The organism is Otariodibacter oris (genome assembly GCF_009684715.1).
Taxonomy (GTDB): Bacteria; Pseudomonadota; Gammaproteobacteria; order Enterobacterales; family Pasteurellaceae; genus Otariodibacter; species Otariodibacter oris.
This window is the reverse complement of record NZ_CP016604.1, coordinates 1,998,944-2,019,124: the sequence shown is the minus strand read 5'-3', so window position 1 is coordinate 2,019,124 and position 20,181 is coordinate 1,998,944. Positions and strand designations below refer to the sequence as shown.

Below are 20,181 nucleotides of genomic sequence, written 5' to 3'. Positions count from 1 at the left end.
ATCTAAGCATCCCGAATTTGATGGATGGCGGTGGGTGAGCTTTTGGTATCCTGTTCGCCAAGTTGTTTCATTTAAACGGGATGTTTATCGTAAAGTAATGAAGGAGTTTGCGCAGATCTTAATGGGAAGTATGGGTAAAAATAAAGAATCTCGCCCTCAACAATCTGTGGAGAAAAAAGAGTTTCGCCAAGGAAAAAAGGAATTTCGCAAACCTTATAATAAAGGTTATCGAGGTAAAAAATCATGAGTGCGATTTTTTTTAGTTGCTTAGCATTAGGCGCTTTAGTCGGCTTTCTTGCTGGCTTATTTGGTATCGGGGGCGGATTAATTATTGTGCCTGCTCTGGTTTATTTATTACCCATGGCAAATATTCCCCCTGAGTATTTAATGTCTATGGCGTTAGGTACATCATTTTCAACTATCGTGGTCACCGCATTTTCTGCGGCACAACGCCATCACAAATTAGGTAATGTGGATTGGAGTGTGAGTAAGTTTTTCATTCCAGCTCTAATGATTTCTGTATTTGTCTCTGGATTGGTTGTGACAGATTTACCAAAAGATTTAATGTCTAAAATCTTTGCGGTGATTGTGATTTTCCTTGCCGGTAAAATGTTATTTTCATCTTTAAAGAAGAATGAAAAACCAGTGAAAGTTTTAACACCTCAATCTACCGTGATTGCAGGGGTTTTAATTGGGGCGATTTCAAGTATGGCGGGCATTGCAGGTGGCGCATTTATCGTTCCTTACCTCAATGGCAGAGGGCTTGAAATGAAACGTGCTATTGGAACTTCATCTTTTTGTGGTGCATTACTAGGCTTAGCGGGCACGATTAGTTTTATCTTCAGCGGATGGGGATTACCCAACTTGCCTGAATATGCATTAGGTTATATTTATCTGCCCGCTTTAGTGGGGATCACATTAACCTCTTTCTTTACATCGAAATTAGGAGCAAGTGCAGCTAATGTGTTACCTGTTCCTATTCTGAAAAAAGCCTTTGCCGTGTTATTGGTCGGCATAGCAATCAACATGTTTTTAAAATAATTTATAGCACAGTATATTGAGGTACTATGAACGAAAAATTTTTAGCTTTTCCAAATTTTGATCCGATTGTCTTTTCGATTGGGCCTATTTCATTGCATTGGTATGGTGTGATGTACTTATTAGGTTTTGGCTTTGCTTATTGGCTAGGTACAAAACGCGCAAAAAGTTCTAATGGCGTATGGACAACGGAACAAGTCGATCAGTTACTGTTTAATGGTTTCTGGGGCGTGATTTTAGGTGGACGTATTGGCGATGTCTTCTTTTATAGTTTTGACTATTTCCTACAAGATCCACTCTATTTATTCCGTATTTGGGAAGGGGGAATGTCATTCCACGGTGGATTGATCGGTGTCATTATCATGATGATTTTTACCTCTTACCGCCAAAAAAGAAGCTTTTGGCAAACAGCCGATTTTGTTGCACCACTGATTCCGTTCGGATTAGGTATGGGACGTATCGGTAACTTTATTAATGGTGAATTATGGGGACGAGTAACGGATGTACCTTGGGCTATGATGTTCCCAAGTGGAGGTTATTTACCACGCCATCCATCACAAATTTATGAAGCAGTTTTAGAAGGATTAGTTTTATTTATTATCTTAAACTGGTTCATTCGCAAGCCTCGTCCAATGGGTTCAGTGTCTGGTTTATTCCTATTAGGCTATGGCATATTCCGCTTTATCGTTGAATATTTCCGAGAAATTGATCCAAATGTGAATACACCTGATGATCTGATTACGCGTGGCCAGTTACTTTCTCTACCAATGGTGGTTGTCGGATTGATTATTCTAGTCATCGCCTACCGAAAAAAACGAATGTCATAGATTTAAATACAAATCCCCTCTACTAAAGAGGGGATTTTTTTAATATCTTCTGCTAAAAATCAATTTCCCATCACATCAAAAAGTAATAAACTTTCCAAGCTTAAAAATGTTTCCCTTCAAAAAATAGGAATGAGAACAAAAGATTATGCAAAAATTTATTTTTTACAAAATAATTGCCTAATCTTACCGTTTGTAAAGGAATAAATGATGACTCAACAATTCAAACTTATTGGTTTCGACCTCGATGGAACACTCGTTAATAGCCTCCCTGATTTAGCCCTTTCCTTAAATTCTGCTTTTGCTGAAGTGGGTTTACCTCAAGCTTCCGAAGAATTAGTGCTAACGTGGATTGGTAATGGTGCTGACGTGCTATTTGAGAAAGGATTAGCTTGGACAGAGCGAGCAGAGGAATTTACAGCAGAGCAAATCGAACAGATTAAAAAACGCTTTGGATTTTTCTATGGCGAAAATGTGTGTAACATTAGTAAACTTTATCCCAACGTAAAATCGACCTTAGAAGCCCTTAAAGCTAAAGGTTATACCTTAGCCGTTGTAACAAACAAGCCAACCAAACACGTTCAACCTGTACTCAAAGCCTTCGGTATCGATCATCTCTTTTCAGAGACTCTTGGCGGACAATCTCTCCCAGCAATTAAACCCCACCCAGCTCCGCTTTATTATCTATGCGGAAAATTTGGCTTATATCCACACGAAATCCTTTTTGTCGGCGATTCTAAAAATGACATTTTAGCCGCTAAAAATGCAGGCTGTACCAGTGTCGGTTTAACCTACGGCTATAACTACAACATCCCAATCAGTGACTCTAATCCTGATTTTGTGTGTGATGATTTTGCAGGGATCTTAGAAATTATTAAGTAAGAGCTAATTGTCATAAGGAAGATAATCGTTGATTAAGTATTATAAAAATATGGATATATTTTGATAGATAAAGATCAGGGATGATCTAGTCTTGGAATTACAAAGAGTATTTGTTCTACTATTTGGTTTTTCGAATCTGTTAATGTTATATGAAAAGTTATACCAATAATTTATTTACAAATAGATCAATGATAGATTAAATTAAGCCTAATACTTCATTAGGTAAAATATTCTCCATTCCCTTAGCACTTAAATAAATCTGATTCTTACCGTAAGCTCCAATTAAATTCGGATCCGTTGCTCCATATAAAATTATATTAGATTTATCTAAGGCTGCAGTAAGGTGGCTTAAACCCGTATCAACAGAAATCACACTCTCCGCATTTGCAATTTGATAAGCTAACTCAGTTAGCGTTAATTTAGGTAAGACTTGAATGTAGTCTGGATTATGTTGTGCAAAACGTTCAGCTCGCACTTTTTCTTCCGTATTTCCCCATGGTAAGCGAATATTAACCCCTTTTTTGATTAACTGAGAAAATAACTCCACCCAATAATTTTCTGGCCAATGTTTATCTGCACGAGTAGTCGCATGAATAGCAATAATATAGGGTTTATAAGCGGTGAGTTCTTCGCCTTTTTTTGCAAAATATTGGGAGAATCTATCCGCTATTCCATAATCACCTAGTGAAGATTCTATACTGTATCCAAGGGATTGGGAAAAAAGTTGGCGGATACGTTCTACTGCATGTTGCTGATAAGAGATCGCATAGGTTTTATCATAAAAGAGTGAGGCAAGAGGTTCACGGATTGAATGGCGGTTATAACCATGTTTCACTCCATTTGCTAACCGGGTGGCAAATAAAGCACTTTTAATAAGCCCCTGTGCATCAATCACCGCATCATATTTTTCAGACTGTAATGATGCTTTGTAGGCATTCCACTCTTTTCTTGTATTTGAAGATACGGGGGATTTTCGCCATTTTCGTAAGGAAAGAGGAATCACTTTATTTACAGCCGAATGCCATGAAGGAATTTCAGCAAAAGCTGATTCCACTACCCAGTCTACTTGTAAATTAGGGATAGCCTGTTGTGCATCAGTTAATGCAGGTAGTGTATGGATAACATCTCCCATAGAGGAAGTTTTAATTAGACAAATTTTCATCTTGTAATAGTTGTGCTAATTTTTCTAATACTAATTCAGGTTTAATATCAATTAAACTTTGATGATAGCCTTCTGCGCTATCTTCCCCTTTACGAATTTTAATAAGCCCACCTTCAATTAAGCGAATGATAATCGCCTTATCAGATAGAGGAGGTGTATATTGTGGACTCGTTGGTCCATAAAGTGCAACAAGAGGTCGATCAAGCGCAGCGGCAATGTGCATTAAACCAGAATCATTACTTACCACAGCCACACACTCAGAAATAAGGTCAACCGCTTGATTTAAATTAGTTTTCCCTGCTAAATTCACACAATATTGTTGTAATGATTGAGGAAGTAAGTTACGGATAGATTCACCGACTGCTGCATCTTTTTGTGATCCAAAGATCTCAATTGCATAACCTTTTTCAATGAGCATTTGCGCTAAACTCGCATAGTGATAATGAGGATAACGTTTAGCGGGACCAAACTCAGCACCAGGACAGAAACCAATCACTTTACGACTCTCGGTACTATTCAATAATGTCTCAAATTGTTTGCGACTTTGAGCAACCTCAGCTGAGTTTACTTTTAATTTTGGATAAATAATCGGTAAATCTGTCGCACTTGGGATATTGCTTTTTTCATAGGCTAAGGTTAAATAGCGTTGTACCATCATGGGATAATCTTGCTTATTGCTACGAATATCATTCAATAATCCGTAGCGCATTTCTCCTTTCCAGCCTCGTCTGTAGGGGATCTTTGCAAAAAAAGGGATAAAAGCTGATTTCAGTGAATTCGGTAATACAATTGCCATATCATATTGATATTGCAAACTTTTTCCCAAATTATACCGCTTACCTAGGGCAAAACTACCATGGCCGATTGGCATTGTAATCGATTGACGGATTTCTGGCATACGAGACAATAATGGACGACTCCAGTCGGGTGCCATTACATCAATTTGAGAGTTTGGGTATTGAATTTTAAGTTGTTGATATAGAGCGTGAGACATCATCATATCCCCTACCCAGGAGGGGGCAATCACAAGAATATTCACATTAATCTCCTTTTTTAACACAACCTGTTGCTAAGATATTATTGCGATTATCGCTTAATGTTCCAATGCCATTTAAATCTTCAGTCCATATCCAACGAATATTGCTATAACGTTTCCCCTTACTTGTTACAGTTGGTGATAAGGTATGTGTTATGCGATTAAATGTAATTCTTATTAAATTATCTCTATCTGGTGTGGCTTGGATCCTTAAATTTTGAGATTTTTCACATAGATAGGAAGTAACAACTTGTTTTTTTATAACATGTCGGCTCGATTCAATTTTATTTTGTAGTTGAACTTGTTTCTGCTCAATTTTTATTTTTTGTTGTAATTGTTCAGCTGGAGCAATGATAGCTAAACTGCAAGCACTCAGATTAATACAACATAAAAATAAGCTAATGTTTTTATATTTTAGCGAATGCATGAAGGAGACCCTGTTATATAGTGTGTTAGAAAAAAGAGCAACTGAATAAGTTGCTCTTATCTATTGTTACTAGATTATTTGTAATTAGCAAGATATTTATAACTACCATCTGTTTGGCGAACAAATCTACCTGCAGAGGCAATTTGCATTTCAACTACACGATTATTTTTATCTAAATATACGGTAATTTCTTCCCCTACGTGAAGGTGGCTTAAAATATCGTTTTCTTTATTCATGGCATTTACATCAGAAATATTCAGATCATTATCTCTGAACATTTGCATCAATGATACACCTTTAGGCACAATTAGTGTTTTAACTGATACGATTTCTGGAGACAGCGCTGTACTAGTTGTTGTACTCGATGCAGCAGTATTAGTAGATTTATTTCTTGTTTGAACTGTCTGTTGAGAACGTGTATTTCGTTGTTGAGTTTGTGATTGTGTTTGAGAACTTTTTCTTACATTAGCTTGAGCTTGGCTTGTTTGGCTTACTCCTCGAGAAATAGTTCTTTGAGAACTTCTACTTGGCACGCTAGCTTCTTCACGATAAATGACACTACCACTATCTAAACTTGGTTTTTGTACTGGTGCTGGTGTTACATTTACATGATCATTCGGTATTGATGTTGAACTATTTGATACCGTTGATGTTTGAGATATTGATTCTTTATCTTGAGTATTAATAGCATTGTCATTATCAGTATTTAGAGTAATTTCTTGAGCGTTAGATGAGTCATTTAATTGAGTATTTTCTCGATTAATTGTTTGTTGCTGTTGTTGTGTGATTTGTAATGCTTTAGCTTCTTCTTCTGCTCTCCTTGCCTCTTCCTCATCAACAGGGCGAAATTCAATTGGTAAACTTGTACCTTGATCTTGTAGAGATTCCACTGTTTCTGGTGTTTGTGGTTTTAATAAGAAAAATACAAGTAATAATGCCAATATAATTAAGATCACAATGAATAAGCGACGGTATTTAGGCGGTATTTTTGCATCATTTGGTACTTGTTTGTTTTTATTGTTTGCTGATGACGTTTGTGGAATAACTCTCTCTGCACCTAACGTTGGTGGAATATTTTGTTCTGCTGTATTTTCTTTTTCTAGAGATTCTTCGGGTGTACTTGTCGTCAAGCGAGGATCTGTAGTTAAATCTGGTTGCTCTGTATGAGGCTGTGTTTCATTTTCTGATACAGGTGGGAAAGCAAAGCCTGTAGTTTTCGATGTAACGGTTTCTGTTGTAGTTGATGGAGTTTGATTGTTTTCTTTTAACATAGTCAGTTGTTCTTCTAAAATGGATAATTTAGGGTTGATATTTTATTTCACTTATATTGATTCATTAACTATTTAATATTAATGAACACGAGTAGAATTATTTATATTCTAAAGGATTTCTATAAATTCATCACGTTCTTTCTGAATAAAAGTATCACTATTTAATTTAAAAATTGCTATAAATGTAACAATTTTTACTATTCCATATGATTTTTTCGAGGTGGATCGTGAAAATTACATGACATTATTGCTGATTGGCTCCTACATAAATAGAGTGATTAAGTGATTTCACATAACCACTAACACAATGATTAAGGAGCCAAATCTATGAAAAAAATCACACGCTATGTATTAAGTTTATTATTTTGTTCTTACGCAGCTGTTTCCGTTGCTAAAGATACTCCAAAGTTGGATATTGCCAAATCAAAAGCAGAAATACATACAATAAGTGAAGCGAGCAAGAAAAATATAAATCCAAATGTGGTGAATATTAATACTGCTACAGTTGCGGAAATTCAAGATAAGTTGGTAGGTATTGGTACTAAAAAAGCACAAGCGATAGTGGAATATCGTGAAAATAATGGACAATTTTTAGCTGTGGAACAAATTACCGAAGTCTCAGGTATTGGACCTGCTACATTGGACAAAAATCGTGATCGTATTATTCTAAAATAATCCAATTATCTATTTAAATAAGGATTTATCAACAAATCCTATTTGATTGTAAACTATGTGGCATTTGTTATACTGTTTCGTCTGTACAACAAGGGAAAACAGGATAATTCAATGCCATTAAAATCATATACTTCACCTACTTATATCCAACGCTTAAAAATTGCTTTTCAATATATCATGCCACAATTCGGTCTCACTCAAGTAGCTGGTTGGTTTGCTGAAAAGGAATTAGGGGCTGTAACCCATTTTGTAATTAAAATGTTTGCTAAGAAGTATCAGGTTAATCTGGATGAAGCAGAAAAAACAAGCCCAGATGATTATGCTACATTTAACGAATTCTTTATCCGTCCTTTAAAAGAACATGCGCGACCAATTAATCAAGATAGCCAAGCACTTTGTTTACCAGCAGATGGTCGTGTGAGTGAATTAGGGCAAATTAAAGTAAATCAACTATTACAAGCCAAAGGGCATCAATTTAATCTTGAAACATTACTTGCTAATGATCTTGAATTAGCAGAGAAATTTAAAGATGGTCAATTCATTACAACTTATCTATCACCAAGAGATTACCATCGTGTGCATATGCCTTGTGATGCTACATTGAAAAAAATGATTTATGTACCGGGTGAATTATTTTCGGTTAATCCATTTTTAGCGGAACATGTGCCAAATTTATTTGCTCGTAATGAACGTGTTATTTGTGAATTTGAAACGGAATTTGGTCCAATGGTACAAATTCTTGTGGGGGCAACCATAACAGCCAGTATGAGTACTGTTTGGGCGGGAGTGATTAATCCGCCAAGAGCAAAGGATGTGCTAGTTTACCATTACTTGACGGAAGGTGAGAGTGCAGTACACCTGAAAAAAGGTCAAGAAATGGGTGCATTCCGTTTAGGTTCAACAGTCATTAATTTATTCCCTAAAGATACAGTCACCTTTGAAGATTACCTCAAAACAGGTGAACCACTCAAAATGGGTGAACGTTTAGCCAAGATTAACAAATAATTGATTAAACGCAGTATAACTCTATGTCATTTGATAGATAATGAAGCTATCTTAAACAAAAAATAATAGGCAAATGAAGAAAAAATTATTACTCCCACTCATTATCTTTCTCGGTTTGATTATCGCATTCGTTGTGCAGTTACAACAAAATGCATCGGGTAACGATCCAAAAATATTGGAATCTGTTTTAGTCGGTAAAACGATCCCTGAATTTCAACTGGAATCGTTAAGTAATGCACAAGATGTCGTCAATTCAGATGTCGTTAAAACAGGTTCGCCACGATTACTGAATGTCTGGGCAACTTGGTGTCCAACTTGTTTTGCAGAGCATCAATATCTTACTCAGCTTGAAAAGGAAGGCGTGCAAATTGTTGGTGTCGATTATAAAGACGAAAGAGAAAAGGCATTAAAATTCCTTAATACTTACGGCGATCCTTACCAAGCGATTGTTTACGATCCGAAAGGTTCTTTAGGGTTAGATTTAGGTGTGTACGGTGCACCAGAAACTTTTATCATTGATGGTGAAGGTACAATTCATTATCGCCACGTCGGCGATGTAAATGCAAAAGTATGGAATGAAGTACTTAAACCCATTTATGATGGGCTGAAATAACACAATGAAATTAATTAAACAGATCTACTTTTTTAGCTTACTTTTCATTTCTTCATTCTGCCTTGCCAGTATTGAAGTGTTGGAGTTTGATACTCCACAACAGGAATCTGATTATTTAGCACTGATTCAAGAATTGCGTTGTCCACAATGTCAGAATAATAATATTGCTGATTCTAATGCGACTATTGCCACTGATATGAGAAACAAAGCGTTAGAGCTATTAAAACAAGGTAAAAGTAAATCAGATGTGGTGGATTATATGGTTGAACGTTATGGCAATTTTGTGACTTATGATCCCCCTTTAACTCTAGCAACAATTTTCTTATGGTTAACTCCCGTATTATTACTTATTTTAGGACTCGGAATTATTCTTATGGGTAAACGAAATCGATCACAAGCGGTTAGTTCATCGTCCCAAAATGCAAAAACACTCGATCAAGATCGCCTCAATGCGATCTTGAAAGATAAGGAATAATGATGGATTTTTTTATTACTATTGGCATTATTACATTGGTTATTTGCTTAATTGCCTTCTATCCACTGTTTAAAAATTCGATTCAAACCCATAGTCAAAAACGCAATACATTAAATAAGGCATTTTATTTTGATCGCTTAAAAGAGGTTGAACGAGAAACAGAAGAAGGCGTGATCGATGATCCAGAACAAACCACGCTAGAATTACAACAAAGTTTATTGGACGATATTCCCGAACAACCTGAGCAAGTGCTCACTAGTCAAAAAAGCTTGGGAAAAGCTTGGTTTTTCGCTTTATTGCTTTGCGTAGGTGGCATTAGTTCTGCCGTCTATTTTAACGTTGGATCATGGTTTACTGGCACTATGTTAGAGAAAAGCTATGACAAGCTCGGCTATTTTTATGAACGTTTAAAAACAGAAGAAGAACAACCTTTTACCAGTGAAGAGTTAAATCAATTTGCTATCGCATTGCGGGTTGAATTACAAAAGAATCCTCAAGATGATAAATCGTGGTTCATGCTTGGTCAGATCGGTATGGCATTAGAAAATGGGCAACTTGCCTTAGACAGCTTTACGCAAGCGGTAAGATTAGCCCCACAAAATCTCCAATATAAAGAGAGTTATGCGAGGTTGTTAATGTTTTCTGCTGATCCCACAGACAAAGCAAAAGGGGAAGAAATAGTTAAAGAAATTATTCGTCTTGATCATACCAATACTGAAGCATTAAGTTTATTGGCCTTTTCTGCCTTTGAGCGAGAAGATTATCAAATGGCTGTAATGACGTGGGAGATGATGTTGAAATTACTCCCTGAAAATGATGACCGACGAGAAACAATTCAACGTAGTATTCAATCTGCTTTATCTATGCAGAAAGGCAGTGGAAAGTTAGAAACGTCATCTGAATAATATGTAGCCATAAAGTTATGCTTTATGGCTTTTTATTACCACCCATTAACCTTGTTAGGAAAAAAGCAATGAATCTAATATCAAATTACCTTCCAGATTTTTTACAACAGCCACTATTTTGGGTTATTGCTGTATTAGTCTTTGCAATTTGGCAATTTATGCAAAATAAAATCCGCATGGATATTGTTGCATTGCTAATTATTGCTTTTTTTAGCCTAAGTGGCATTTTAACCACACAAGAAGTCTTTGCTGGATTAAGTGATCCCAATGTCGTGTTGATTGCCTTACTCTTTATTATTGGTGAAGGGCTGGTAAGAACAGGGATAGCCTATCAAGTGAGTGAATGGTTGATGAAAATGGCGGGTTCAAGCGAAACTCGAGTGCTTATTTTGCTCATGTTATCTATTGCGGGCTTAGGCTCTTTTATGAGCTCAACAGGTATCGTTGCTATTTTTATCCCAGTGGTATTAGCCATCTGTTCCAGTATGAGAATTTCTCCTCGTCGCCTGATGATGCCGTTAAGTATTGCTGGTCTTATTAGTGGCATGATGACCCTCATCGCAACGCCACCAAACTTAATTGCTCACTCAGAATTAGTCAAAGAAGGTTTTGAAGGGTTTAATTTCTTTAGTTTTACACCTGTTGGACTCAGTGTATTAATTCTTGGAATGGGTTATATGTTGATTGCACGCCGTTGGTTAGATAATGGAGAAGATATTACGGAAGATCATCAACAATCCGCCTCCATGTCACAGTTAATTCATACCTATCATTTAGAGGGTAGAGCTAAAATGGCGGTAATTAGTGAATCTTCTCCATTGGTTGGTAAAACGATAAAGGAATTAAATTTACGTCGTGAATATGGTTTAAATATTATTGCAATTAAACGTGTAAAATATTTTCGCAGTATCTCTATCAGCGCTTATGGCGACACTATATTGCAAGCAAAGGATATTTTATTCATTGATGTAAATGCAGATATGGAAAATTTTGACGAATATTGCGAACAATTTGAATTAAAACCAATTGAGATTAAGGGTGAATATTTTTCTGATCACGCTAAAGCGATTGGAATGGCAGAGATTTCTTTACTACCCGAAGCGGAAAGTATTGGTAAAACTCTTGTTGAATTAGAGTTTCGCTCTCGTTATGGTCTGTCTGTCATTGGTATTAAACGAGATGGCGAAATCATTCAAGATAATCTTATTAATATTCCTTTGCAGTTCGGTGATATTTTATTGGTTATTGGTATCTGGAAAGATATTGTTGCGATGAATAATAAGAATCGTGATTTCTTTTTATTGAATACACCAGAGGAAAGTAAGAAAGCCTCTCCTGCACTTAGCCAAGCCCCGCACGCTATTTTTTCTGTTTTGACCATGGTGATCTTAATGATCACGGGGATTGTACCAAATGTTATCGCGGCATTAATCGGCTGTTTAATGTTAGGAAAATTCCGCTGTATTGATATGAAGAGTGCCTATGAATGTATTCACTGGCCAAGCTTAATTTTAATTGTGGGGATGATGCCATTTTCGATCGCATTACAAAAAACAGGGGGAATTGAGCTTTTAGTTTCGACTTTATTGGATATTATGCAAGGAATGGATGTGCATATTGTTTTAACTGTGCTATTCGTATTCACAGCAGTAGTCAGTGCATTTATTTCGAATACTGCAACGGCTATTTTAGTTATGCCAATTGCTATCGCCATTGCGAATCAGCTTAATTATTCTCCTATTCCATTTGCGATGATTGTTGCCGTATCAGCATCCGCTGCATTTATGACACCAGTATCATCACCAGTTAATACCATGGTAATGACACCTGGTGGCTATAAATTTATTGATTTTGTAAAAATTGGTGTGCCTTTTACTTTACTTGTTATGGCATTTTCAGTCTTTTTTATACCAATGCTATTTCCGCTGTAATTAGCCACTTAAATCGTAGATTTGTATAATATCGACAAGTAGAAAGAGAATAAAAGGATAAAATATGATTAATAAAGATACGCAACTTTGTATGTCGTTATCAGGCAGACCGGGAAATTTTGGTACACGCTTTCATAACTATTTATATGCAAAATTAGGGCTAAATTTCGTTTATAAAGCGTTCACTACGCAAGATATTGAACATGCTGTAAAAGGCGTGAGAGCCTTAGGTATTCGAGGTTGTGCGGTGTCTATGCCGTTTAAGGAAAGCTGTATTCCCTTTTTAGATGAACTATCTCAGTCGGCAAAAGCAATAGAATCAGTCAATACGATTGTAAATACGGATGGCTATCTAAAAGCCTACAATACTGACTATATTGCGATTGAAAAATTAATTGCAAAATATCAGTTAGATCCTACCGCTAGTGTTGTTGTTTTCGGAAGTGGGGGTATGGCAAAAGCAGTGGTCGCAGCTTTTAAATATGCGGGATTTGAGAATCTTAACGTATATGCTCGCAATAAACAGACGGGGCAATATCTAGCAAATTTATATGGCTATTCATATATTGAAACACTAGATAATACACCAGCGGATATCCTTGTTAACGTTACACCTATTGGTATGGCGGGAGGGGTTGAATCAGACAAACTATCATTTCCTGAAACATTGATTCAACAAGCTAACGTGATATTTGATGTAGTGGCATTACCTGCTGAAACACCATTAATCAACTATGCACAATCACAAGGAAAACAAACGGTGTCTGGTGCGGAAGTTATCGTACTACAAGCGGTTGAGCAATTTGAGCTTTATACTAGCGTTCGCCCAAGTGATGAATTAATTGCTGAGGCAGCAAGTTTTGCTCGACAAAATAGTTAATTGGGTAATGTAAATAATACAAAAAAAGGTGTTTCTGAACTGATCCCCAAAAACACCCTTTTTGCATTTTTATCGGTAGATCTCACCGCTTGTTTTAGCCTTTTTTCTGGATATATTTATGATAATGCAGTTGTAACCATTGGAGACCAACTACTGCAATCACATTATCAATTTTACCTTCTTCCACCCATTGATACGCTTGTTCACGGCTGACAACGTGGACTAAAATATCCTCGTTTTCTTCTTTTAAACCGTGAATACCACCCACTTCAGTGCTATCGACTAAGCCAAGGAAAAGATGCAAACGCTCAACTGCACCACCGGGGCTATCCCAAATACTGACTGCGTGTTCTAGATTGCTGATAGTGATTCCTGCTTCTTCTTTACTCTCACGAATCGCCACTTCTTCTGGAGATTCATCGGTATCAATCATACCCGCAATTAATTCAACCAACCACGGTGAATTTGAACTGTTAGGATCATAAGCGCCAATGCGTACTTGCTCGACTAAGATGACATTATCTTTAACGGGATCATAAGCAATGACTGCCGAGGCAGCCCCTTTAATCATCAGCTCTCGAAGTACTTCACCACTCATGCCGCCAGAAAATAATTTATGGCGGAAAAATATTTTTTTAAGTTCAAAATGCCCTTTATAAACGACTTCTTCACGAATGATCTCTAAATCTTTTTGGGAAAATTGATGAATTTTACTCATATTAACCTCTCTTTAGCTTTTGTGTAAGCGATCGGTATGCACAACATAGAGTGCGATAATCATCACTAAAATTGCGACAGCAAATAATAGCGTATTAATCGCACTAGAGTGATCGACAATAATTAGACGCACCATTGCCGTAATACCGATATACAAAAAATAGCGTAACGGAAAATGGTAGTTATACTTAAAATATTGCACGATAAGTGCAAGAAATTCAAAATAGAGGAAGAAAATCACGATTTTTTCAACAATTTGAAATTTCTCATTAGGATTAATCAATATTTCTATTAATGAATAAGCTTCATAAAATAAGGCATAAGCAAGAAGAAGACCAACGACCAATAAGGAAATATTTAATAGCCACTGAAACCCTTCAGAAACTAGTTTTCCAAAGATTGAATGCCTACCTTCTAAATTTAATTTTGACATAATTAATGATTTACTTGATAAGTGATAGGGGTAATTATAGTTATTGGATGGAATGAGCCATCTTTCCATTGAAATATCTCGGGTAATGATAACATAGTTTCTGACTGTTCAATGAAATAAGCCAAGTAAAAAGGCAACTGATGATAAAAATATAAATACCCTTTAGGGCAATGTTGAGATGCAATTTTTTGTTGGCTAAGTGAATGTTTTACTTCAGATAATTTCACAATTCCTACCCCTTGTGATTTAAGGATTGCCTCCCTTAAGCACCAACTCAAATAAAAACGATCGGTAAGGTCTGTTAACTGAGACAAAATGGTTGGGGTATGAATTTCATCTATCTCTTGCTGTGATGCATAGTAATGCAATAACTCATTATAACGTCTAATTTTTTGCGGATGTTCAATATCAATGCCTACTACTTTTTGTGGCGTAGCGTAACGGAAAATCACCGCCACCCAATCACCTGAATGGCTAATATTGAAATCAATCTGAGGATGTAAAATATAAGGGCGATCACTTGGTGTACGATGGATTTGATCTAACAATTTTGTATCCAACTGATATTTTTTAAATAATTGATACAAAATGAAATGAGCCACTCGACGACTTTTCCATTTCTTTATCTGCTTTTCTGATGGATTGGGCTGAATCGGTTTTGCATAATTCAAAAATTCATCAGGAACAGGCTCATCATAATGAGCAAATATAATCTCCAAGCGGTCAGTTTTATTCATTATTTTACCTATTGATTTGTGTCTTACAGAAACAATCATTAAGATGATCATCAACTAATCCCATCGATTGCATAAATGCATAACAAATCGTCTCGCCAACAAACACAAAACCTCGTTTTTTTAGTGCCTTAGACATTGCTGATGAAATAGCAGTTTTGGTTGGAACTGTAGTCGCATCAGGCACATCATTAATTATGGGGTTATGGTCAACAAAAGACCAAATAAATTGGCTAAAATCTTCGCCGTTTTGTTGCATGGTTAAATAGGCTTTCGCATTTTTTATTATGGCATTGAGTTTTAAGCGGTGGCGTATTAAACCTTTATTTTCCATTAGATTATCTATATCTGAATCTGTCATCATCACAATTTTTGCGGGATCAAACTCATGAAATGCTTGGCGATAATTTTCTCGTTTTTGTAACACAGTGATCCAAGATAGCCCTGCTTGTTGTCCTTCTAAACACAGTTTTTCAAACAGCTTTTGACTATCATATTCTGGTTTTCCCCATTCATGATCGTGATAATCTATATAAATGGGTTGAGATGATACCCACTGGCAACGAGTCTGCATTTTTACAAATTCCTTATACAAAATAACCGCTTGTGATTGTTACAAGCGGCTAGATTATTGAATTATTATTTTAATTTTTCCATCATATCACAAGCCTGTACCAATCCATTTTGGCAAGCGAGAGAAATATATTCTTTACCCTTTTGGGTATTTTGCTTGATATCCTCTCCAATGTAATATGTTACTCCAATTATAAATTGAGCTTCTTTAAGATTCTGATCAGCGGCTTTTTGATACCATTCGAGTGCTTTTTTCTTATTTTGCTTTATTCCATCTCCAACTTGATACATTGTACCAAGCCTGAATTGAGCATCAACATCTCCTTGTTCAGCCGCTTTTTGATACCACTCTGCCGCTTTTTTCTTATTCTGCTTAACTCCTTCTCCACTAGAATACATTATTCCAATCTTACGTTGAGCATTGACATCTCCTTGTTCAGCAACTTTATGGTACCAGTTGAATGCTTTTTCTTTATCCTGTTTTATACCTTCGCCTCTATCATATATTACCGCAAGATTAAGTTGAGCATGCGCATATCCTTGCTCTGCAGCTTTTTCGTACCATTCGGCTGCTTTTTTCTTATCCTGTTCAACTCCTTCCCCATCATCATACATCCAGCCAAGATTATATTGAGCATCTACATATCCTTGCTCTGCAGCTTTTTGATACCATTCAGCTGCTTTTTCCTTATTTTGTATGACACCCTCTCCGTCATCGTATTTTAACCCAAGTGTAAATTGAGACTTTAAATCTCCTTGTTCAGCCGCTTTTTTGTACCAATTAAATGCTTTTTCCTTATCCTGTTCGATCCCCTCACCATTGTCATACATCCAACCAAGATTGTATTGAGCATCTACATATCCCTGCTCTGCGGCTTTTTTATACCATTCTGCCGCTTTTTTCTTATCTTGTGCAACACTCTCTCCTTTGTCATACATTACTCCAAGATTGAAATAAGCTGTTATGTATCCTTGTTTAGCTGCTTTTTGATAGAACTCGAATGCTTTTTTCTTATCTTGTTTAACACCCTCTCCTTTGTCATACATTACTCCAAGATTGAATTGAGCCTCTTTAAGCTCTTGCTTAGCAGCTTTTTGGTACCATTCAAAAGCTTTTACATGATCTTTTTTTATACCTTCACCCCAATAATAACTATTTCCAAGAGCCAATTGAGCTTCTGCATTTCCTTGCTCTGCAAGTTTAAGAGTATCTTCAAGTTCTGTAGCCATTATCGAAGTAGTAAAGCCTAATAAATGTATTATTCCTAACACATATTTTTTGAAAATCATGGCAATTCCTTAATAAAGAAGAATAAATTTTGGTTATTTTATAATAACTTTTATACAAAATAACCGCTTGTGATTACTACAAGCGGTTAGATTATATGGTTATTTTACCAAATCAATTCAGCATTAACGTTTTGGTAAGTAACGTGTTGGATCAACAGATTTACCAAGATAACGAATTTCGAAATGTAATTTGTTGGTATTTGTACCAGTGTTACCAAGAGTAGCAATGGTTTCACCCGCTTTTACATTATCTTGTTCATCAACTTTGATACTATCATTATGGGCATATGCACTTAAGAAATTATCATTATGCTTAATAATAATTAAGTTACCATAACCCTGTAAGGCATTGCCTGCATAAACTACTTTACCTGCCGCAGCTGCTTTAACTGCTTGACCTTTTGTCCCTGCAATATCAATACCTTTATTACCACCTTCAGCTGAAGAAAATCCAGAAATGATGCGTCCTTGAGTTGGCCACTGCCATCTAATTGAGGAAGATGGAGCCGGTGTATTTGTATCTTTTGTTGTGGATGCTGTACTTGCTGGAACAGTAGCTGTAGTTGCAGTAATTGTTGGTGTATTGTTAACAGGTGGTCTAGAAGAAGCGGTACCGGCCTTAATCGGTCCCGTTACTGTACCATCTGAACCATACGCTGTACCATTAGGTGCTTGAGTGTAGGTGACTTGTGGTTGCACAGGTTCAACAACAGCAGGTTGAGGAACTTTTTGTGCTGTTTGAGTAACAGGGGCTGTTGGTCCAGATACAGGGGTTGAATTACCCAGTTTAAGTACTTGTCCTATCTGTAATGGATAAGGTTCTTGAATATTATTAAGTGCGGCGACTTCTTTTACATCCTTACCTGCAATGTATGCTACGAGGAAAATCGTATCACCTTTTCTTACCGTATAAGTATCACCGTTATAAAATCCTTTATCGATTTGACTATAGATTGGCGCATTTTTTTCATCACGAGGGATTGTGAAATCTTGTGATACTGCTGGCTTAGTTGTAGCCATTGGTTGTGTTGATACTGGTTGTGGTATAGCAACTGGTGTCGTCGGTATAGGCTGAGGTACACTCATTGGCTGACTTGTTGAGAGTGGTTGAGGTGGTGCCTGATAAGTTGGTTGCGGCGCAGGTACTGGATAAGTTTGAGTCATTGAGCTTGGCATTGGTGTATTTTGTACATCAGTTTGCCAGCCAGAATTGGCATCTGGTACAGTTCTCATCGGTCCAGAATTTAGCGTGCCATTTGCATCAATAACAGGTGCTGGTGGATTAGAACTACATGCGGCTAAAATTAGCGCTGTAAGAGGCACGAATAAAAATTTTTGCATAGAATTTCCTTTAGTGAAAAATGAAAGTAGAGTTATTTCTACTTCCATTTTCTTCTACTTTAATTATTGTAAACGAAGTACCTGCCCTACTCTCAATTGGTAAGGTTGAGTAAGATTGTTCAAAATTGCAATTTCATTAGGTGTTTTACCTGCAAGATATGAAATTAAGAATAGCGTATCACTTTTTCCTACAGTATAAGTACTTCCAGTGTAACAACCTTTTGTGATTTGAGAATAAATTGGGGCATTATTTGCATCTCTTGAGACTTGGCAATTACCAATAGATTCTGTTTGGTTATATGAATAGTTTGTTGGTGTTGTCGTTTGGTTACCGTAACTTTGTTGTGGGGCCGGTGCCGATGGTTGGTCGTATCCATAACTCGGTTGCGGAACAGTTTGATTTTGAGAATAAGGTTGTGGAGTATAGACTGGTTGATTCATACTGCTTGGCATTTCTGTAGGTTGAACTTCCGTTTGCCATGCTGGTATGTTTGCGTCAGTGACTTCTGCAGAAGATGATTCTGAGCTAGAATTTGTAGTACAAGCAACAAGCACCATTGAAACAATAGGAAGTAGTAAAAAAGATTTTTTCATATTAGAGATTCCTTTTATTTTAAGAATGTGTAAAGCATATAGGCAATTGCAGCAAGAACCACACTTCCCCAACCAATGACTTCAATAGAACGGTGAATTTTCTCAGCGTATTTTTCTCCGCCCCATGCAGATAATTTTGCCACAATAATGAACCGAGCAAAACGAGAAATTGCAGACGTAATCACAAAAGGGAAAAATGCCATTTGCATTACACCTGCACAGATTGTAAATATTTTATAGGGAATAGGAGAAAATCCCGCTAAAAAAATTACGGCAATTCCCCAAGTTTCAAACCACACTACCATACGGTCAAAATTAGCTTGCATTCCCCAATCTACAATAAAACCTTTGATCCAATCAAATGCAAAGTATCCCAATGTGTAGCCAATTATACCGCCGATTGCGGAAGCAATAGTTGTATACACCGCATAACGAACCGCCATTTTAGGTTTACTCATCGACATCGGGATTAACATCACGTCGGGTGGGATAGGAAAAAATATAGCCTCAATGAAACTTACTAACATTAGCCAATATGTCGCAAATTTATGCTTAGACCATCTCATTGTTTTGTCATAAATTGGACCAAAGATCTGCATTTATAGAATACCTTTCAGTGTTTCAATAGATTGATGAGCAGTCATATCAGCATGAATCGGAGTAATAGAAACATAATTATGGTTTATTGCATAAAAGTCTGTCCCTTCTTTTTCATCAATAGGCTTACCACTTGCACCAATCCAATAGATGCTTGCACCTCTCGGATCTTGTTCTTTTATAATTTCTGCAGCAGCTGAGCGTTCTCCTAAACGAGTACTGAGTAATCCTTGTAATTGATCATAAGGTAAATTAGGGACATTAATATTTAGTACTTGATTTGTTGCAACACAGCCAGCATTGAGTTTAGGTAATAGGTCTAAAACTATTTTAGCTGCAGTATCAAAATGACTTTCTCCTGAAAGGAAGTTTGAACCGTGTTTCCCTGTTAAAGAAACAGCAATAGATGGCAGAGGTAAGTGGCGACCTTCTAATGCGGCTGCAACTGTACCTGAATAGATTACGTCATCGCCTAAATTAGAGCCATGATTGATACCCGATACAACTAAATCAAATTTAGTGTCTAATAAGCCATTTAATGCTAAATGTACGCAATCGGCAGGTGTACCTGCAATGATGGCATAATCACCATTCTCAAACTTATGAGCTCGTAACGGCTCCACTAAGGTAAGACAGCTCGATGCCGCACTTCTATTTCTATCTGGTGCGACAATAGTCACGCTGTGACCTGCATCACGTAATGTTTTTGCTAAAACTTGAATGCCTGTGGCATGAATGCCATCATCGTTACTTAATAAAATATTCATTTTTTGTCCTT

General features: G+C 36.7%; 23 protein-coding genes and 1 pseudogene. 11 read left to right on the top strand and 13 right to left on the bottom strand.

What is annotated here, in order from left to right:
- Position 1: 1 nt before the first annotated feature.
- From A6A10_RS09580 to A6A10_RS09565, 4 genes and pseudogenes are all read left to right on the top strand, one after another.
- Positions 2-247: pseudogene (locus A6A10_RS09580) on the top strand (RNA pyrophosphohydrolase); the annotation flags it as partial.
- Positions 244-1,041: a sulfite exporter TauE/SafE family protein gene (locus tag A6A10_RS09575; protein WP_121123739.1), complete on the top strand. Its 798-nt coding sequence runs from the start codon at positions 244-246 to the stop codon at positions 1,039-1,041. The pseudogene A6A10_RS09580 and the gene A6A10_RS09575, both read left to right, overlap by 4 nt.
- A gap of 26 nt (positions 1,042-1,067) precedes the next feature.
- Positions 1,068-1,865, top strand: a complete 798-nt coding sequence (gene lgt / locus A6A10_RS09570; RefSeq protein WP_121123737.1) for a prolipoprotein diacylglyceryl transferase — start codon at positions 1,068-1,070, stop codon at positions 1,863-1,865.
- A gap of 207 nt (positions 1,866-2,072) precedes the next feature.
- Positions 2,073-2,744, top strand: a complete 672-nt coding sequence (locus A6A10_RS09565) for a phosphoglycolate phosphatase (protein ID WP_121123735.1) — start codon at positions 2,073-2,075, stop codon at positions 2,742-2,744.
- Between the two features lie 196 nt (positions 2,745-2,940).
- Here the strand turns inward: A6A10_RS09565 and rfaC are convergent, their stop codons facing one another.
- The 4 genes from rfaC to A6A10_RS09545 form a co-directional block, all read right to left on the bottom strand.
- A complete protein-coding gene (gene rfaC, locus A6A10_RS09560) occupies positions 2,941-3,906 on the bottom strand; it encodes a lipopolysaccharide heptosyltransferase RfaC (protein WP_121123733.1) in 966 nt (321 codons plus the stop codon).
- Entirely contained in the window at positions 3,887-4,945 is a 1,059-nt protein-coding gene (waaF, locus tag A6A10_RS09555) for a lipopolysaccharide heptosyltransferase II (protein WP_121123731.1), read from the bottom strand. The genes rfaC and waaF overlap by 20 nt, the downstream gene beginning before the upstream one ends.
- Before the next feature lies 1 nt (position 4,946).
- On the bottom strand, positions 4,947-5,369 hold the full coding sequence (locus tag A6A10_RS09550; protein ID WP_121123729.1) for an MliC family protein: 423 nt from the start codon (positions 5,367-5,369) through the stop codon (positions 4,947-4,949).
- 74 nt (positions 5,370-5,443) lie between these two features.
- Positions 5,444-6,640 (bottom strand): LysM-like peptidoglycan-binding domain-containing protein, encoded by a 1,197-nt coding sequence (locus tag A6A10_RS09545; RefSeq protein WP_121123727.1) that lies wholly within the window; start codon positions 6,638-6,640, stop codon positions 5,444-5,446.
- A gap of 327 nt (positions 6,641-6,967) precedes the next feature.
- Here A6A10_RS09545 and A6A10_RS09540 point away from each other — a divergent pair, with 327 nt between their 5' ends.
- From A6A10_RS09540 to A6A10_RS09510, 7 genes are all read left to right on the top strand, one after another.
- Positions 6,968-7,315 (top strand): ComEA family DNA-binding protein, encoded by a 348-nt coding sequence (locus tag A6A10_RS09540; protein ID WP_121123725.1) that lies wholly within the window; start codon positions 6,968-6,970, stop codon positions 7,313-7,315.
- 111 nt (positions 7,316-7,426) lie between these two features.
- Complete coding sequence (gene asd / locus A6A10_RS09535; protein WP_121123723.1) at positions 7,427-8,320, top strand: archaetidylserine decarboxylase; 894 nt, start codon at positions 7,427-7,429, stop codon at positions 8,318-8,320.
- 73 nt (positions 8,321-8,393) lie between these two features.
- Positions 8,394-8,933 carry a DsbE family thiol:disulfide interchange protein gene (locus A6A10_RS09530; RefSeq protein ID WP_121123721.1) on the top strand — a complete coding sequence of 180 codons (540 nt, stop codon included), beginning with the start codon at positions 8,394-8,396 and terminating at the stop codon, positions 8,931-8,933.
- Between the two features lie 4 nt (positions 8,934-8,937).
- A complete protein-coding gene (locus tag A6A10_RS09525) occupies positions 8,938-9,408 on the top strand; it encodes a cytochrome c-type biogenesis protein (RefSeq protein WP_121123719.1) in 471 nt (156 codons plus the stop codon).
- Positions 9,409-9,410: 2 nt separating this feature from the next.
- Positions 9,411-10,313, top strand: a complete 903-nt coding sequence (gene ccmI / locus A6A10_RS09520; protein WP_121123717.1) for a c-type cytochrome biogenesis protein CcmI — start codon at positions 9,411-9,413, stop codon at positions 10,311-10,313.
- A gap of 68 nt (positions 10,314-10,381) precedes the next feature.
- Positions 10,382-12,244, top strand: coding sequence for an SLC13 family permease (locus tag A6A10_RS09515; RefSeq protein WP_121123715.1), 1,863 nt, complete (start codon positions 10,382-10,384; stop codon positions 12,242-12,244).
- Positions 12,245-12,308: 64 nt separating this feature from the next.
- Complete coding sequence (locus A6A10_RS09510; RefSeq protein WP_121123713.1) at positions 12,309-13,124, top strand: shikimate 5-dehydrogenase; 816 nt, start codon at positions 12,309-12,311, stop codon at positions 13,122-13,124.
- Positions 13,125-13,218: 94 nt separating this feature from the next.
- Here A6A10_RS09510 and nudF read toward each other — a convergent pair whose 3' ends face one another.
- From nudF to surE, 9 genes are all read right to left on the bottom strand, one after another.
- Complete coding sequence (nudF, locus tag A6A10_RS09505; RefSeq protein WP_121123711.1) at positions 13,219-13,842, bottom strand: ADP-ribose diphosphatase; 624 nt, start codon at positions 13,840-13,842, stop codon at positions 13,219-13,221.
- Positions 13,843-13,854: 12 nt separating this feature from the next.
- A complete protein-coding gene (psiE, locus tag A6A10_RS09500; protein WP_121123709.1) occupies positions 13,855-14,274 on the bottom strand; it encodes a phosphate-starvation-inducible protein PsiE in 420 nt (139 codons plus the stop codon).
- 2 nt (positions 14,275-14,276) lie between these two features.
- Positions 14,277-15,014, bottom strand: a complete 738-nt coding sequence (locus tag A6A10_RS09495) for a 4'-phosphopantetheinyl transferase family protein (RefSeq protein WP_418789106.1) — start codon at positions 15,012-15,014, stop codon at positions 14,277-14,279.
- 1 nt (position 15,015) lies between these two features.
- The gene (locus tag A6A10_RS09490) at positions 15,016-15,582 is read right to left on the bottom strand and encodes a DNA-3-methyladenine glycosylase I (protein ID WP_121123707.1); all 567 of its coding nucleotides are present in this window, start codon (positions 15,580-15,582) and stop codon (positions 15,016-15,018) included.
- A 65-nt stretch (positions 15,583-15,647) separates the two neighbouring features.
- A complete protein-coding gene (locus A6A10_RS09485) occupies positions 15,648-16,871 on the bottom strand; it encodes a tetratricopeptide repeat protein (RefSeq protein WP_121123706.1) in 1,224 nt (407 codons plus the stop codon).
- A 123-nt stretch (positions 16,872-16,994) separates the two neighbouring features.
- Positions 16,995-18,212: a murein hydrolase activator NlpD gene (nlpD, locus tag A6A10_RS09480; RefSeq protein WP_121123705.1), complete on the bottom strand. Its 1,218-nt coding sequence runs from the start codon at positions 18,210-18,212 to the stop codon at positions 16,995-16,997.
- A gap of 63 nt (positions 18,213-18,275) precedes the next feature.
- Positions 18,276-18,806: a LysM peptidoglycan-binding domain-containing protein gene (locus A6A10_RS09475; RefSeq protein WP_121123704.1), complete on the bottom strand. Its 531-nt coding sequence runs from the start codon at positions 18,804-18,806 to the stop codon at positions 18,276-18,278.
- Positions 18,807-18,820: 14 nt separating this feature from the next.
- Positions 18,821-19,405 (bottom strand): YqaA family protein, encoded by a 585-nt coding sequence (locus A6A10_RS09470; RefSeq protein WP_121123702.1) that lies wholly within the window; start codon positions 19,403-19,405, stop codon positions 18,821-18,823.
- Positions 19,406-20,170 carry a 5'/3'-nucleotidase SurE gene (surE, locus tag A6A10_RS09465; RefSeq protein WP_121123700.1) on the bottom strand — a complete coding sequence of 255 codons (765 nt, stop codon included), beginning with the start codon at positions 20,168-20,170 and terminating at the stop codon, positions 19,406-19,408.
- Positions 20,171-20,181: the final 11 nt, after the last annotated feature.

Coding starts and splice junctions, on each gene's coding strand:
- A6A10_RS09540 (WP_121123725.1), top strand. CDS start 6,968: ATGAAAAAAATCACACGCTATGTATTAAGTTTATTATTTTGTTCTTAC.
- A6A10_RS09515 (WP_121123715.1), top strand. CDS start 10,382: ATGAATCTAATATCAAATTACCTTCCAGATTTTTTACAACAGCCACTA.
- A6A10_RS09565 (WP_121123735.1), top strand. CDS start 2,073: ATGACTCAACAATTCAAACTTATTGGTTTCGACCTCGATGGAACACTC.
- A6A10_RS09475 (WP_121123704.1), bottom strand. CDS start 18,806: ATGAAAAAATCTTTTTTACTACTTCCTATTGTTTCAATGGTGCTTGTT.
- A6A10_RS09530 (WP_121123721.1), top strand. CDS start 8,394: ATGAAGAAAAAATTATTACTCCCACTCATTATCTTTCTCGGTTTGATT.
- A6A10_RS09525 (WP_121123719.1), top strand. CDS start 8,938: ATGAAATTAATTAAACAGATCTACTTTTTTAGCTTACTTTTCATTTCT.
- asd (WP_121123723.1), top strand. CDS start 7,427: ATGCCATTAAAATCATATACTTCACCTACTTATATCCAACGCTTAAAA.
- A6A10_RS09575 (WP_121123739.1), top strand. CDS start 244: ATGAGTGCGATTTTTTTTAGTTGCTTAGCATTAGGCGCTTTAGTCGGC.
- ccmI (WP_121123717.1), top strand. CDS start 9,411: ATGGATTTTTTTATTACTATTGGCATTATTACATTGGTTATTTGCTTA.
- lgt (WP_121123737.1), top strand. CDS start 1,068: ATGAACGAAAAATTTTTAGCTTTTCCAAATTTTGATCCGATTGTCTTT.
- A6A10_RS09485 (WP_121123706.1), bottom strand. CDS start 16,871: ATGATTTTCAAAAAATATGTGTTAGGAATAATACATTTATTAGGCTTT.
- A6A10_RS09470 (WP_121123702.1), bottom strand. CDS start 19,405: ATGCAGATCTTTGGTCCAATTTATGACAAAACAATGAGATGGTCTAAG.
- A6A10_RS09550 (WP_121123729.1), bottom strand. CDS start 5,369: ATGCATTCGCTAAAATATAAAAACATTAGCTTATTTTTATGTTGTATT.
- nudF (WP_121123711.1), bottom strand. CDS start 13,842: ATGAGTAAAATTCATCAATTTTCCCAAAAAGATTTAGAGATCATTCGT.
- nlpD (WP_121123705.1), bottom strand. CDS start 18,212: ATGCAAAAATTTTTATTCGTGCCTCTTACAGCGCTAATTTTAGCCGCA.
- A6A10_RS09490 (WP_121123707.1), bottom strand. CDS start 15,582: ATGCAGACTCGTTGCCAGTGGGTATCATCTCAACCCATTTATATAGAT.
- rfaC (WP_121123733.1), bottom strand. CDS start 3,906: ATGAAAATTTGTCTAATTAAAACTTCCTCTATGGGAGATGTTATCCAT.
- A6A10_RS09510 (WP_121123713.1), top strand. CDS start 12,309: ATGATTAATAAAGATACGCAACTTTGTATGTCGTTATCAGGCAGACCG.
- psiE (WP_121123709.1), bottom strand. CDS start 14,274: ATGTCAAAATTAAATTTAGAAGGTAGGCATTCAATCTTTGGAAAACTA.
- A6A10_RS09545 (WP_121123727.1), bottom strand. CDS start 6,640: ATGTTAAAAGAAAACAATCAAACTCCATCAACTACAACAGAAACCGTT.
- surE (WP_121123700.1), bottom strand. CDS start 20,170: ATGAATATTTTATTAAGTAACGATGATGGCATTCATGCCACAGGCATT.